At 54.8% G+C, this 13717-nt stretch carries 12 protein-coding genes, 1 rRNA gene and 1 riboswitch; of the genes, 3 read left to right on the top strand and 10 right to left on the bottom strand.

Going from position 1 to position 13717, the window contains the following annotated elements:
- The 3 genes from F3I20_RS18615 to btuB form a co-directional block, all read right to left on the bottom strand.
- Nucleotides 1–125 (bottom strand): 16S ribosomal RNA (locus F3I20_RS18615); the annotation flags it as partial.
- A gap of 396 nt (nt 126–521) precedes the next feature.
- Nucleotides 522–1373 (bottom strand): glutamate racemase, encoded by an 852-nt coding sequence (gene murI, locus F3I20_RS18620; RefSeq protein ID WP_150038114.1) that lies wholly within the window; start codon nt 1371–1373, stop codon nt 522–524.
- The gene (gene btuB / locus F3I20_RS18625; protein ID WP_150038113.1) at nt 1318–3198 is read right to left on the bottom strand and encodes a TonB-dependent vitamin B12 receptor BtuB; all 1881 of its coding nucleotides are present in this window, start codon (nt 3196–3198) and stop codon (nt 1318–1320) included. The genes murI and btuB overlap by 56 nt, the downstream gene beginning before the upstream one ends.
- 70 nt (nt 3199–3268) lie before the next feature.
- A riboswitch (cobalamin riboswitch) is annotated at nt 3269–3451 on the bottom strand.
- Between the two features lie 110 nt (nt 3452–3561).
- Between btuB and trmA the strand changes: the two genes are divergently transcribed.
- Nucleotides 3562–4665 (top strand): tRNA (uridine(54)-C5)-methyltransferase TrmA, encoded by a 1104-nt coding sequence (gene trmA, locus F3I20_RS18630; protein WP_150014046.1) that lies wholly within the window; start codon nt 3562–3564, stop codon nt 4663–4665.
- 52 nt (nt 4666–4717) lie between these two features.
- Here the strand turns inward: trmA and F3I20_RS18635 are convergent, their stop codons facing one another.
- Complete coding sequence (locus tag F3I20_RS18635) at nt 4718–5071, bottom strand: YijD family membrane protein (protein ID WP_150014044.1); 354 nt, start codon at nt 5069–5071, stop codon at nt 4718–4720.
- Nucleotides 5072–5085: 14 nt separating this feature from the next.
- A complete protein-coding gene (gene fabR, locus F3I20_RS18640; protein WP_013359449.1) occupies nt 5086–5733 on the bottom strand; it encodes an HTH-type transcriptional repressor FabR in 648 nt (215 codons plus the stop codon).
- Nucleotides 5734–5925: 192 nt separating this feature from the next.
- Here fabR and sthA point away from each other — a divergent pair, with 192 nt between their 5' ends.
- Nucleotides 5926–7326 carry a Si-specific NAD(P)(+) transhydrogenase gene (sthA, locus tag F3I20_RS18645; RefSeq protein WP_013359450.1) on the top strand — a complete coding sequence of 467 codons (1401 nt, stop codon included), beginning with the start codon at nt 5926–5928 and terminating at the stop codon, nt 7324–7326.
- Here the strand turns inward: sthA and oxyR are convergent.
- Nucleotides 7309–8226 carry a DNA-binding transcriptional regulator OxyR gene (gene oxyR / locus F3I20_RS18650; RefSeq protein ID WP_033734435.1) on the bottom strand — a complete coding sequence of 306 codons (918 nt, stop codon included), beginning with the start codon at nt 8224–8226 and terminating at the stop codon, nt 7309–7311. The two genes, sthA and oxyR, sit on opposite strands and share 18 nt — an antisense overlap.
- A gap of 124 nt (nt 8227–8350) precedes the next feature.
- Between oxyR and F3I20_RS18655 the strand changes: the two genes are divergently transcribed.
- On the top strand, nt 8351–9085 hold the full coding sequence (locus F3I20_RS18655; protein ID WP_150038112.1) for a glutathione peroxidase: 735 nt from the start codon (nt 8351–8353) through the stop codon (nt 9083–9085).
- Between the two features lie 118 nt (nt 9086–9203).
- Here F3I20_RS18655 and argH read toward each other — a convergent pair whose 3' ends face one another.
- The 4 genes from argH to argC all read right to left on the bottom strand — a co-directional run bounded on the left by argH (nt 9204) and on the right by argC (nt 13705).
- The gene (gene argH, locus F3I20_RS18660) at nt 9204–10577 is read right to left on the bottom strand and encodes an argininosuccinate lyase (protein ID WP_150014038.1); all 1374 of its coding nucleotides are present in this window, start codon (nt 10575–10577) and stop codon (nt 9204–9206) included.
- A gap of 90 nt (nt 10578–10667) precedes the next feature.
- Entirely contained in the window at nt 10668–11885 is a 1218-nt protein-coding gene (locus F3I20_RS18665; protein ID WP_150014036.1) for an argininosuccinate synthase, read from the bottom strand.
- 24 nt (nt 11886–11909) lie between these two features.
- A complete protein-coding gene (gene argB / locus F3I20_RS18670) occupies nt 11910–12686 on the bottom strand; it encodes an acetylglutamate kinase (protein WP_061061094.1) in 777 nt (258 codons plus the stop codon).
- Between the two features lie 14 nt (nt 12687–12700).
- On the bottom strand, nt 12701–13705 hold the full coding sequence (gene argC, locus F3I20_RS18675) for an N-acetyl-gamma-glutamyl-phosphate reductase (protein ID WP_150014034.1): 1005 nt from the start codon (nt 13703–13705) through the stop codon (nt 12701–12703).
- Nucleotides 13706–13717 lie beyond the last annotated feature (12 nt).

The following is a 13717-nucleotide window of genomic DNA, read 5'->3' on the forward strand; positions in this document are numbered from 1 at the left end:
CCAGACATTACTCACCCGTCCGCCACTCGTCACCCGAGAGCAAGCTCTCTGTGCTACCGTCCGACTTGCATGTGTTAGGCCTGCCGCCAGCGTTCAATCTGAGCCATGATCAAACTCTTCAATTTAAGTTTGATTTGCTGCAACAAGTGCAGCGATGCTCATCTGTAAAACGTCATAATGAATTTCATTATGTGTTCACTCGTGAGGCTTTGATATTTTTGTGCGTCCAAAGACGCTGATATCAATCCTGCGAGTGCCCACACAGATTGTCTGATAAATTGTTAAAGAGCATGCCGCGATTTACTGCGGCGCGGGCTGCGTATATTACGCTTTCCGCATTGTCAGTCAAGCATTTATTTTCGCTTAACTCACTGGCTCGTATGATTTCGAACCTACTCAACCCGGCGCTTCGTAAGCCATTGTGCCGTGTCAGTGGAGGCGCATTATAGGGAGTTCTCGAAGGCTGACAAGTGCTAATTTCAAATAAAATTCCGAGTGCTGATTTTTTCAGCTAAAAGCCGCTAAAGCGCCAGTTTTTCGAGCATCGGGAAGCCATAACGCTGCAAAACGGGTGATAATTGTACAGCTTCGCCATCCAGTGCCGTACAGAATGCGACATTCTGCTGCAAGGAGTGCACCTCAGGCGCTTCATGCTCAAGCAGCCAGACGGTACGTCGGGCGATTGCCGCACCGGAATCGATCAGACGCGTCCCTTCAGGTAATACCTGCTGCAGCTCTTCGCGCAGTAAAGGAAAATGCGTACAGCCTAAGACCACCGTATCCGGTGGCTCAGCCATCCTCAGCCACGGCTGAACAATGCGGCGCACCTCGTCCAGTGCAACCTCCTCACCGTGCAGCTTCGCTTCTGCCAGCTCCACCAGCTCCGCCGAGCCCAGCATCTCGATGCTGCAGGAACCAGCAAACTGCGCCACCAGCTCATGTGTATAAGGACGGCGTACGGTTGCACGCGTTGCCAGTAATCCCACCACGCCATTACGCGTCAGGCGCGCGGCTGGTTTAATCGCCGGCACCACCCCTACGACAGGAAACGCAAAGCGTTCACGTAAAGCGGGTAATGAAACCGTGCTGGCCGTATTACAGGCGATGATGACCAATGAGAGAGGATAGCGCTGCGTAATAGCCTCAACGATAGCGACCACCCGCTCCACGATGAAGGTTTCGCTTTTCTCACCGTAAGGAAAGCCTGCGTTATCGAAGGCATAGAGGTAATGCAGGTCCGGCAGCAGCTGACGGACCTCGTCATAGACAGAAAGCCCACCGACGCCGGAATCAAACACCAGCACGGTAGGGCGCAAATCAGAAGTTGTAGCTGCCGCTGAGGTAATACTCTCGTCCTGGGGTCTGATAGCCATACACTGTCTCGTAATCTTTATCGAACAGGTTGGCAATTCTACCACGAACCGTGAGCTGTGAAGTGACCGGATATGAGACGGCGAGATCCCACAGGCTCACTCCCCCTGGCTTCACGCGTCGGCTGGGCGTGCTGTTAAAGTCGGTATCATAGCGGTCACCCAGATAATGATAAGTCACGGACCAGTCAAACTCATACAGCGTCCAGTCAAGCTGATACTTCACCTGCTGCTTAGCCCGGCGAATAAGTGGCTGATCGGTGCTGCCATCCCGCGCATCAACATAATCATAAGAGAGCTGATGCGTCAGTGGCCCGGTATCAAATCCGGCGGTGGCTTCAACGCCTTTAATACGCGCCTGCTCAATGTTGTAGTAGCGGAAGGTCTGCGGATCGCCTTCAATCAGATTATCGATATCATTGCGATAGCCCGACACGCGCCAGTTCACCGGTCCGCTCAACCCTTCGAAACCGCCCTCCCACTGCTTACTTTTTTCCGGATCGAGGTCGCGATTACCATAAAACGGACTGTAAACCTGCGACAGATTCGGTGCTTTAAACGCAGTGCCATAAGAGGCGAACGCACGGTAGCCGGAGATAAACTCCCATGACGCCGCCGTCTGCCAGGTGTTATGCCAGCCGAACTGATTGTTGTCATCACCGCGTACCGCACCTTCAAGGGTAACGCTGCCAAACTGCTGCTGGCCAGTCAGGTAGAGGCCGGTGTTACGCTGCTTATAACCATCTGACAGATAGTTCGTGCCCGGCTCGGTCGTCTCTTTCTGCCAGTCGACACCGGCGCTGATCGCGCCCTGCCCCACCTGCACGGTGTTACCCCACTGCAGGTTGTACTGCGTGACATCATCAAAGGTGGACGCGGCACCGTAGCGGCCATTGCGTGGGTCATAGTTAATGTCTTTGGTATGACCGTAACTGGCGACGAGCTGGGTAGAGTAGAAGTCACGGTTGAAGCGTAGCCCGGTGTCCCAGGTCTGGCTGTAGAGCTGACGGGTATCAGCCAGTCCGACGATGCGGGTAAAACTGTCATCGTAGCTGTATGACCCGTCGTAGGCGGTACGGTTATCAAATCCGTATCCGCGCACAAAACCACTCAGTTCATCGCTGAAGTGATGCTCAAGGTTGCCATACAGGGTTTTGCTCATGAAGCCGTCGCGATCGTGCTGTGCCGGACCATAATCATTGGGATAGCCCGCCACCACGTCATACCCTTTGGTATAGGTGTAGTAGCCAGCCAGGGTAAGCGTTGTCGCATCACTTAGTTTCTGCTGGGTGGAGCCATCGTAAGTCTGATAACCATTGGACCCCATGCCCGCCGTCAGCGTGGTGCCCGATTGCGATCGACCCGTAATAATATTCACCACGCCGCCAATCGCATCAGAACCGTAGACCGCAGACCGCGCGCCGCGAACATATTCGATGCGTTGCACCAGCGACAGAGGGATCTGGCTGAGGTCAGACGAACCGCTGATACCCGCCTGATTAAGCCGTATACCATCAATCAGGATCAGCACATGTCGGGACTCGGTTCCCCGGATAAACAGTGAACTCTGCTGCCCCAATCCACCATTCTGCGCGACATCGACACCCGGCAGACGCCGCATCACATCCGTCAGGCTTTTGGCCTGCCAGCGATCGATCTCATCTCGCGTCACAACCGTTGTGGGAGCCAGTACACCTGAAACGGGTTCAGCAAAACGGTTGGCGGTAACGATTTGCGTATCATCATTTCCCTGCGCAAAACCGTTTTGCGCCCAGAGAGAAATCGCCGTTGCGCTCAGCGCGAACAGCGATGCGGTTTTTTTTGTCATTTTTAATCGCATCCATAAGACGAAGCAGGATGCCGCGGGCCGACAATCAATAGAACGCGATGATTGAACGAGTAGCGACGTTACACCGGCAGGTCTTCGGGCTGGGAACCATAAGTGATGATGACTTCCCATCCCAGAGGACAGTGTCTGCACTTGCACACATCACGACATTCCTTACCGCTGCGCGTCAGCTCCAGATTCACACTGGATTCCCTATTAACTCGGGCTTGAGGCCGGCGTCTGCAGTCTACGGAGTGGAGATACGGAAGTCCAGACTGCTAAATATCTTCTCGCTGCGGGACTGGACATCAGCAAGTGAATGCCTACAATCGCCCGCTGGTAAGCTATTAATCAGGATTGCTCATGACACCCGAACATCTCCCCATTGAAGAGTATGACGCACAGCTGGCAGAAAAAGTCAGTCGTTTAGAGACGATGATGACGCCGTTTGCTGCGCCCGACGTGGAAGTGTTCCGTTCGCCGGTCAGCCACTATCGGATGCGTGCTGAATTTCGCCTGTGGCACGACGGCGATGATATCTATCACATCATCTTTGATCAGCAGACACGCGAGCGGATCCGTGTTGATCAGTTCCCGGCGGCCAGCCAGTTGATCAACCAGCTGATGCCAAAGATGATCGACGCGATCCGCGATAACCGCACCCTGCGCCATAAACTGTTTCAGATCGACTATCTGTCGACCATGAGCAATCAGATTGTGATTTCACTGCTCTATCACCGCAAGCTGGATGATGAGTGGCAGCAGGCAGCTGCGGCGCTGCGTGACCAGCTGCGCGCGGAAGGGCTGGATGTGCAGCTGATTGGCCGTGCGACCAAAACCAAAATCTGTCTGGATCGCGACTATGTAGATGAGCGTTTGCCGGTGGCGGGTCGTGAGATTATTTATCGTCAGGTCGAGAACAGTTTTACCCAGCCCAATGCGGCGATGAATATTCAGATGCTGGAGTGGGCGCTGGATGTGACGCAGGATTCACAGGGTGATCTGCTGGAACTCTACTGCGGTAACGGCAATTTCTCGCTGGCGCTGGCGCGTAATTTCCGCCGCGTGCTGGCGACTGAAATCGCCAAACCCTCTGTTGCGTCGGCGCAATACAACATCGCCGTGAACCAGATTGATAACGTGCAGATCATTCGCATGGCAGCGGAAGAGTTTACGCAGGCGATGAATGGCGTACGCAGCTTTAATCGTCTGGAAGGGATTGACCTGACCAGCTACGAATGCGAAACGATTTTTGTCGATCCGCCGCGCAGCGGACTGGATGAAGAGACGGTGAAAATGGTGCAGGCCTATCCGCGCATCCTTTACATCTCCTGTAACCCGCAGACCCTGAGCGACAATCTGCAGACGCTGTCAGAAACGCATGAGGTAACGCGACTGGCACTGTTTGATCAGTTCCCCTATACCCACCATATGGAATGCGGCGTTTTGCTGACGCGTAAAGCGTAAACAAAAACGGGAACCCTGAGGCTCCCGTTTTTATATATTTCTGATGATATCCCTACTGATTACGCTTGCGCTTTAATCGCGTCGCAATCCAGAACACCAGCGCCACCATCAGAACGGTGGGCACAAAGTTGGAGCCAATATCCGGGTATTCCGCCCGCACCAGCGCGCTATACACCAGAATCCCCAGCAGGAAAAACGCTGCCGCCAGACCTGGCATACCGTCCGGCATGTTGGTGTTGAGATAACGCTGATGCAGACACCAGGCCGCCAGACCCAGCGCAATCAGCGGAAAAATCGAAAAGGGAACAAAAGCGCTGAACAGCACAGAAAACGAGCCGTTAATCGCTAAGCCGGTAATAAAAGCCAGTACCAGAGTGCTTTTATCGCGGATACCTGGGTGGGTCATGGACGGATCCTTACTCATTGCTCTTCGGGTTTTTCCAGGGTGACCGCCAGTCGTTCCTGCTCACGGCGATACCAGTAATAAGCGCCTTTGGCGATCATACGTAGCTGCAGCACCAGCCGATCCTCAAGCTTACGTCGCTGCTCAGCATCAACATCCAGTGCTTCTGCACCGGCGCTGAAAACAATGGTCACCATCGCTTCCGCCTGCGCTTCGGTAAAACTACGCGGCATGCGATTTTCGACCTCAAGATAATCGGCCAGTTCAGCGATGAAGTGCTGAATTTCACGCGCCACGGCGGCACGAAAAGCGGCAGAGGTACCGGAACGTTCACGCAGTAAAAGGCGGAAAGCGTTGGGGTTGTTGCCGATGAACTCCATAAAGGTCGCCACCGACGTTTTAATAATGCTGCCACCCTTGGCGATACGCTGGCGCGCCTGACGCATCAGTTGCCGCAGCATCAGTCCGCTTTCATCCACCATCGTCAGTCCAAGCTCATCAACATCCTTAAAATGACGATAAAAAGAGGTGGGGGCTATCCCCGCTTCACGGGCAACTTCCCGCAAGCTCAGACTGGTAAAACTGCGTTCGGCGCTGAGCTGACTGAAAGCTGCTTCAATCAGTGTACGTCGTGTACGTTCTTTTTGTTGCGCTCTGACGCCCATGCTCTCTGCCTTTAGCGGTATTGAGTGGGCACTATAACAAAATTTTCAGCGTACAGATTGGCAATCTTTGTCACCGCCTGTGAACCTCACTCTTTGTCAAAATGTGATGAAAATCGCTGTTAGAATTCAGAAGTGCGCGACGAGATGTTAGAATCTCGTTGTAAAAATGTATAAATAATAGGACGTATCGGTATGCAAAAGTCTTACGATTACGATGCCATTGTGATTGGCTCAGGACCCGGCGGTGAAGGGGCGGCGATGGGGCTGGTAAAACAGGGAGCGCGCATCGCCGTGATCGAACGCTACCACAACATCGGCGGCGGTTGTACGCACTGGGGCACTATCCCTTCTAAAGCCCTTCGCCACGCCGTTAGTCGCATTATTGAATTCAACCAGAACCCACTCTACAGCGATCATACCCGACTGCTTCGCTCCTCTTTCGCCGACATTCTCAATCACACTGAAAACGTGATCAGCCAGCAGACAGCCATGCGTCAGGGCTTCTACGAGCGTAACCGCTGTGAACTTTATCAGGGTGATGCGCATTTTGTTGATGCCAATACCATTGAGATTGAGCAACCCGATGGCACGCGTGAGACACTGACGGCAGAGAAGTTTGTTATCGCCTGCGGTTCACGACCTTACCATCCTGACGATGTCGACTTTACCCATCCCCGCGTTTATGACTCTGACTCTATCCTCAACCTGCATCATGAACCGGGTCACGTCATTATTTATGGCGCGGGTGTAATTGGCTGTGAATATGCGTCCATTTTCCGTGGCCTGAACGTTAAAGTTGACCTGATTAACACCCGCGATCGTCTGCTGGCATTCCTTGATCAGGAGATGTCTGACTCCCTCTCTTACCACTTCTGGAACAGCGGCGTAGTCATTCGTCACAACGAAGAGTTTGAGAAGATCGAAGGCGTGGAAGATGGCGTAATCATGCATCTGAAGTCCGGCAAGAAAGTGAAAGCAGACTGTCTGCTTTACGCCAACGGCCGTACCGGTAACACTGATTCGCTGTCGCTGGAAAATGTCGGTCTGGAAGCGGATGGTCGTGGCCTGCTGAAAGTGAACAGTATGTATCAGACCGCTCAGCCGCACATCTATGCTGTGGGTGACGTGATTGGCTATCCCAGCCTGGCCTCTGCTGCCTACGATCAGGGCCGTATTGCCGCGCAGGCGATTATCAAAGGAGAAGCGTCAGCGCACCTGATTGAAGATATCCCGACCGGCATCTACACCATTCCGGAAATCAGCTCCGTGGGTAAAACCGAGCAGCAGCTGACGGCGATGAAGGTGCCTTACGAAGTGGGTCGCGCGCAGTTCAAACATCTGGCGCGCGCGCAGATCGTCGGCATGAACGTTGGCAGCCTGAAGATTCTGTTCCATCGCGAAACGAAAGAGATTCTGGGGATCCACTGCTTTGGTGAGCGTGCCGCCGAGATTATTCACATCGGTCAGGCAATCATGGAGCAGAAAAATGGTGGCAACACGATTGAGTACTTCGTGAATACCACCTTTAACTATCCGACCATGGCTGAAGCTTATCGCGTTGCCGCGTTGAACGGCTTAAACCGCCTGTTTTAAGGCAGCGTCGAAATAGTGCGCCATGTGGGTTTTAATCGCCTCTGCCAGCTGTTCATAACGGCTGCGCAGAGGTGACCCCGGACGATAGACCAGCGCAATCGTACGCTGTGGCACCGGTTTGTAGCAGGGTAGATAGCAGACGCCGTCGCGGACGCGTTCCGGCGGGACTGCCAGTGCCGGTAACAGCGTAATCCCGCTGCCAGCCGCCACCATATTGCGCAGCGTCTCAAGGCTGGTCGCGCGGAAGTGGGTATCTTCATCTGCACCCGCCTCAAAGCAGAAACCCATCGCCTGGTCACGCAGACAGTGCCCGTCTTCAAGCATCAGCAACTTCTCGCCAGCCAGATCGGACATCGGTACGCGATCGCGATCGCACCACGGATGATCGGCATAGACTGCCAGCTTCATCGGCTCATCAAATAGCGGCACTTCGATAAAGGCCTGACTCTCTTTGACCAGCGCGATAATCGCGCAGTCCAGCTTGCCGCTGTCGAGCTGAGACAACAACTGCTGCGTCTGCGCTTCGTGCAGGTACATCTCCAGTTTCGGGAATGTCTGGTGCAGCGTAGGGATAATCTGTGGCAATAAATAGGGCGCGGTGGTCGGAATGAGGCCGATATGTAGCGGACCTGACATCGCTTCCCCTTGCTGACTGGCCATCTCTTTCAGCACTTTCACTTCACGCAGTACCGTTCGCGCCTGATCCACCAGCAGCAGACCTGCCTGTGTGAACAGCACTTTACGGCTTGTGCGCTCCAGCAGCATTACACCCAGCTCATCTTCCAGCTTACGGATCTGCCCGCTTAACGTCGGCTGACTGACATGACACGCATCCGCCGCACGGCGGAAATGACGGTGTTCAGCAAGCGAAACCAGATATTCAAGATCACGAATATTCATTATTACCCTCCAGACCACGATAGCCCGTGGCGATAGATAGAATAGCAATGAACGATTGGCCCTATCAAGGGTGGTTGGGAATAATGCGCGCATCAAATGGAACGCAGCAGGTCAGGAGCAAAAAATGTTTGCAAGTCAGGAAGGTAAAGCTATTCCGTCAGTCACTTTTCACACGCGTCAGGGCGATCGCTGGGTCGATGTCACCACAGAAACGCTGTTTAAAGACAAAACGGTGATCGTTTTTTCACTGCCGGGTGCATTTACACCCACTTGCTCCTCCAGCCATCTGCCGCGTTACAACGAATTAGCGGGTCTGTTTGCCCAACAGGGTGTGGACAGTATTCTGTGCGTCTCAGTGAATGACACCTTTGTGATGAACGCCTGGAAAGCCGAACAGCGTGCAGACAATATTACTTTTATTCCTGATGGCAACGGCGAGTTCACGCGTGGAATGGAGATGCTGGTTGAGAAGGCCGATCTCGGTTTTGGCCCGCGTTCATGGCGTTACTCAATGCTGGTGCGTAACGGCGTGGTCGAGAAAATGTTCGTTGAGCCGAACAAACCTGGCGACCCGTTTGAGGTCTCCGATGCCGACACCATGCTGCGCTATCTGGCACCGGAGTGTAAAGCCCAGGAGTCGGTCGCCATATTCACTAAACCTGGCTGCACCTTCTGCACTCAGGCAAAACAGATGCTGATAGATCAGGGTATTCAGTACGAAGAGATTGTGCTGGGGCAGGATGCGACAACCGTCAGTCTGCGTGCCGTATCAGGCCGGGCGACGGAACCGCAGATCTTCATGGGCGGTCGTCATATTGGCGGCAGTGAGGAGCTGCAACAATACCTGCTGTCAGCGTAAAGAATCTGAGCGTCGGCCGGGAGAGCAGGCGCTTTGATGATGTGCCTATAATAAAGTAGTAATTCTGAAGCTAGAGGTTGGCGGGCATAGACTATGCCCGCTTTTTTTTACCTGCTATCTACGCAAGACGTTGCTTTGCGTCACCGATGGCACGCGCAACCTGCTGCGGCGAGACACCGCCCTGCGCATTACGCTTATCCAGACAGGATTGCAGCGCCAGAATCGGATAAACATCCTCGCCAATCACCGAGCTGAACTGCTGCAGCTGCGCCAGCGACAGCGCTTCCAGCGCCACGCCCTGCCCGATGGCAGCCACCACCACTTCCCCGACGATATGGTGTGCTTCACGGAACGGCACGCCTTTAGCGACCAGATAGTCAGCCAGTTCGGTGGAGTTTGCGTAACCCTGTTCCGCCGCTTCCTGGCAGCGTGGACGCTTAACCTGCAGGCCATCCAGCACCAGTACGGACATATGCAGACAGTCGAGCCAGGTGTCGAGCGCGTCAAACAGCCCCTCTTTGTCTTCCTGCATATCTTTGTTGTAGGCCAGTGGCAAACCTTTCAGCGTCATCATCATGCCGGTCAGTGCGCCCTGCACCCGACCACACTTGCCGCGAATCAGCTCCAGCGCATCCGGGTTTTTCTTCTGCGGCATGAGTGAGGAACCAGAGGTGACTTTATCTGACAGCTCAATAAAGCCCGCTTCGCCGGTATTGAAGAAGATCATATCTTCAGCAAAGCGCGACAGATGCACCATGCCGATAGCCGCGTCAGAGAGTAGCTCCAGCACGTGATCGCGGTCTGATACGGTATCCAGACTGTTACGCGTCGCAGAGGCAAAGCCCAGCCAGCCAGCCAGCTGCTGACGATCAATCTCGTAGGCGGTACCAGCCAGAGCGCCACAGCCCAGCGGGCTGACATCAAGCCGTTTCAGGGTATCCTGCAGACGGCTCTCATCACGCGCCAGCATTTCAACGTAGGCCAGACACCAGTGCGCAAATGTCACCGGCTGCGCACGCTGCAGGTGGGTGTAGCCCGGCATCACCGCATCCTGATTCGCTTCGGCGGTGACCACCAGCGCCTGCTGCAGCTCACGTGTCGCGCCCAGCAGCGCCTCAATCTGCACCTTGCACCACAGTTTCAGATCGGTCGCGACCTGATCGTTACGGCTACGGCCGGTGTGCAGTTTTTTGCCCAGCGCACCGACTTTGTCGATCAGCTTGCCTTCAACCCAGCTGTGGATATCTTCGGCGTCGCTCTGCAGGATCTGCTCAGGATTCTCACGCACTTCATCCAGTAACGCATTCAGCGCTGCTTCCAGCTGCTGCTGCTCATCCTGAGTCAGCACGTTGACCGTCACCAGCGCTTTGGACCAGGCAACAGAGCCAATAATGTCCTGCTCTGCCAGGCGGTAATCGAAGCGAAGCGAGTCATTAAACTGTTTAAAACGCTGATCCGCTGCCTGAGTAAACCGTCCACCCCAAAGTGCCATGTGAAAACTCCTCTGAATCGTTAAACAAGAGGCGGCATAAATGCCGCCCCTGAATGAAAACTGTGAGGCGAGGCGCACCCCGCCTGAAAATTACTTCTTCTGCTCGTTCAGGGCGCGGATACGCGAAGAGAGCGAGAACAGACGGATAAAGCCGCCCGCATGACGGTGATCGTAGACCTCATCTTCACCAAAGGTGGCGAACTCTTCTGAGTAGAGGCTGTTCGCGGAACGTTTCTGGGTGGCTGTTGCCTGGCCTTTATAAAGCTGCAGCACCACTTCACCGTTAACGTCTTCCGCCAGCGACTCAGCAGCAGCCTGAATCGACTTACGCAATGGAGCGAACCACCGTCCGTCATAAACCACGTAAGACATCTCGTGGCCCAGCTGCTCACGCCATTTGAAGCTATCGCGATCCAGCACCAGCTGCTCAACCGCACGCAGCGCGTTCACCATGATGGTGCCGCCAGGGGTTTCATAGCAGCCGCGGGATTTAATGCCCACCAGACGGTTTTCAACGATATCGATACGGCCAACGCCATGCTTTGCGCCCAGCACGTTGAGTTTTTCCAGACACTGGAACGGACTCAGTTTTTCACCGTTAACCGCCACAACCCGACCTTTCTCAACGGTCACGGTCACCTCTTCAGGCTGGTCAGGGGCTTCCAGCGGATCGACAGTCCAGACCCAGCAATCTTTATTCGGTGCATTGGCCGGGCTTTCCAGCACGCCACCTTCGGTGGAGATGTGCCAGGCGTTTTCGTCACGGCTGTAGATTTTCTCCAGCGACGCGGTGGTCGGGATGTTGCGCTCTTTCAGGTAGTCCAGCAGCGCTTCACGTGAACGCAGGTTCCATTCACGCCACGGTGCCACCACTTTCAGCTGCGGTGCCAGCGCGGTGTAGGTGGTTTCGAAACGCACCTGGTCATTTCCTTTACCGGTTGCGCCGTGACACAGCGCATCTGCGCCCACTTTCAGCGCCAGCTCAACCTGGGCTTTAGCGATGATAGGACGCGCCATAGAGGTGCCCAGCAGATAGGTGCCTTCATACAGCGCACCGGTCTGCAGCACCGGATAGACGTAGTCGCTGATGAACTCTTCACGCAGGTCAACCACGTGACATTCAGATGCGCCAGACTGCAGCGCTTTCTTCTCCACACCTTCCAGATCGCCGCGCTCCTGACCGATGTCTGCTACGAAAGCGACCACTTCACAGCCACCGTAGTTCTCTTTCAGCCATGGAATGATGGCTGACGTATCAAGACCACCGGAGTAAGCCAGAACGATTTTTTTGATGTTTTGCGTTTGCATTTCGTAATCCTTGAATCAGAGTCGTTAAGCGAGAATCCGGGTGCCAATCGACACACCGTTAAACAGGTCAGGCAGCCGCTCAGCGTGACGCCAGCTGGCAATATCCACCGGTCGGCCCAGAGTACGTGCCGCATCCAGCGCAGCGTGTACTTTCACAATCATGCCGTCAGTAATAATGCCCTGAGTAATCAGCTGCTCGGCTTTGTCGGCGGTCATCTCTTCGATACGCTGACCTTTGCCATCGAGAATACCACTGACGTCTGACAACAGAACCAGATCGGCACCCAGCGTCGAGGCCAGTGCGGTCGCTGCCTGATCCGCGTTGACGTTCATCAGGTCGCCGCTGTCAGTAATACCAATCGAGCTGACTACCGGCATGTAACCGGCCGCCAGCAGGGTGTTCAGCAAGGCCGGATCACCCGGCGTTGCGTGGCCAACATGGCCGAGTTCTTCATCAAATGAGGCGACATTGACGATACCTGCATCGCCCAGGCAAAGACCCACTGCGTTGATACCCGATTTTTTTGCCCAGGCCAGCAGCGTTTTGTTGGCAGTTCCCGCCAGCGCACCGGTAATGATGTCGATCTGATCGGCCGGGGTGACGCGCAGGCCATTTTTCTTCATCACCGGCAGCGCCAGCTTTTTCATCAGCTCATCCACCAGGCAGCCGCCGCCGTGGACGATGATCAGCGGACGTTGATGAGCGCTACGATAGTTAAGCAGTGCTTCAAACAAGCGCGCCAGCGCTTCCTCGCTGTCTAACAGCACACCGCCCAGCTTAATAATCAATGGATTGGTCATGGTTTAGTTATCCGTTAAATCAGTGACTGCGTTTCAGGGAAGCCGAACCGGATGTTCAGGCACTGTACTGCCTGCGATGCCGCCCCTTTCAGCAGATTATCTTCGGCTGCTACAACAATCAGATGCTCGTCCTGCACTTCAAAACCGATATCGCAGTAAGGCAGACCGACAACGGCTTTCAGCGCCGGTACACCCTTATCGTAGAGGCGCACCAGCGGCTTGTCGTCATAGGCACGATGGAAGACAGCAGCGATATCTTCGCGGCTGACACCCGCTTTCAGACGGCAGGTGATGGTCGCCAGGATACCGCGCGGGAAGCTCCCCAGATGCGGTGTGAAGATCACTGGCGTACCGAGGTGCGCGACAATTTCCGGGTGGTGACGATGATTGAACAGTCCGTAAGGCTGCAGGCTCACTTCGCAGAAGCTGGTGCCGACATTGGCTTTACGTCCGGCACCGCTCACGCCGCTGGTGGCGTTGATAACCGGCCACTGCGCATCGTTTAACAGTCCCGCATCCACCAGAGGTTTCAGTGCCAGCTGAGCAGCGGTCGGGTAGCAACCCGGCACGGCCACCAGCTGCGCCTGCTGAATTTTCTCATGCTGATATTCCGCCAGGCCGTAAACGGCTTTATCGAGCCAGTCGCCATGCTGATGAGTGAAACCGTAGAAACGGGTGTAAAAATCAGCGTCGTTAACGCGGAACGCACCCGACAGGTCGAATACCACACAGCCAGCCTTGAGGAATTCCGGGGCCAGGTCGTGGCTGACTTCGTGGGCCGTCGCCAGGAACACGACATCCACTTTGTCTGCCCACTCCGCCGCGCTGCTCAGCGGCTGCAGCGGTAAATCCACCACGCCTTTCAGCTGCGGATGGAGATCGGACAGGCGCTTGCCGGCATCAGGGCTTTGCGCCGAAAGCGCCAAAGCGGTTATGTTGATATGTGGATGGCGATTCAGGAAGGTGGCAAGCTCAACACCAGCATAACCACTGGCACCAACGATCAGCGTATTCAACATCAGGCTGTAACC

The sequence above is a fragment of the Candidatus Pantoea gossypiicola genome (assembly GCF_008632075.1).
GTDB lineage: Bacteria > Pseudomonadota > Gammaproteobacteria > Enterobacterales > Enterobacteriaceae > Pantoea > Pantoea gossypiicola.

Excerpts from the sequence above, each read along its gene's own strand:
- murI (WP_150038114.1), bottom strand. The coding sequence starts at position 1,373 with ATGGCTATCAGACCCCAGGACGAGAGTATTACCTCAGCGGCAGCTACA.
- btuB (WP_150038113.1), bottom strand. The coding sequence starts at position 3,198 with ATGACAAAAAAAACCGCATCGCTGTTCGCGCTGAGCGCAACGGCGATT.
- trmA (WP_150014046.1), top strand. The coding sequence starts at position 3,562 with ATGACACCCGAACATCTCCCCATTGAAGAGTATGACGCACAGCTGGCA.
- F3I20_RS18635 (WP_150014044.1), bottom strand. The coding sequence starts at position 5,071 with ATGACCCACCCAGGTATCCGCGATAAAAGCACTCTGGTACTGGCTTTT.
- fabR (WP_013359449.1), bottom strand. The coding sequence starts at position 5,733 with ATGGGCGTCAGAGCGCAACAAAAAGAACGTACACGACGTACACTGATT.
- sthA (WP_013359450.1), top strand. The coding sequence starts at position 5,926 with ATGCAAAAGTCTTACGATTACGATGCCATTGTGATTGGCTCAGGACCC.
- oxyR (WP_033734435.1), bottom strand. The coding sequence starts at position 8,226 with ATGAATATTCGTGATCTTGAATATCTGGTTTCGCTTGCTGAACACCGT.
- F3I20_RS18655 (WP_150038112.1), top strand. The coding sequence starts at position 8,351 with ATGTTTGCAAGTCAGGAAGGTAAAGCTATTCCGTCAGTCACTTTTCAC.
- argH (WP_150014038.1), bottom strand. The coding sequence starts at position 10,577 with ATGGCACTTTGGGGTGGACGGTTTACTCAGGCAGCGGATCAGCGTTTT.
- F3I20_RS18665 (WP_150014036.1), bottom strand. The coding sequence starts at position 11,885 with ATGCAAACGCAAAACATCAAAAAAATCGTTCTGGCTTACTCCGGTGGT.
- argB (WP_061061094.1), bottom strand. The coding sequence starts at position 12,686 with ATGACCAATCCATTGATTATTAAGCTGGGCGGTGTGCTGTTAGACAGC.
- argC (WP_150014034.1), bottom strand. The coding sequence starts at position 13,705 with ATGTTGAATACGCTGATCGTTGGTGCCAGTGGTTATGCTGGTGTTGAG.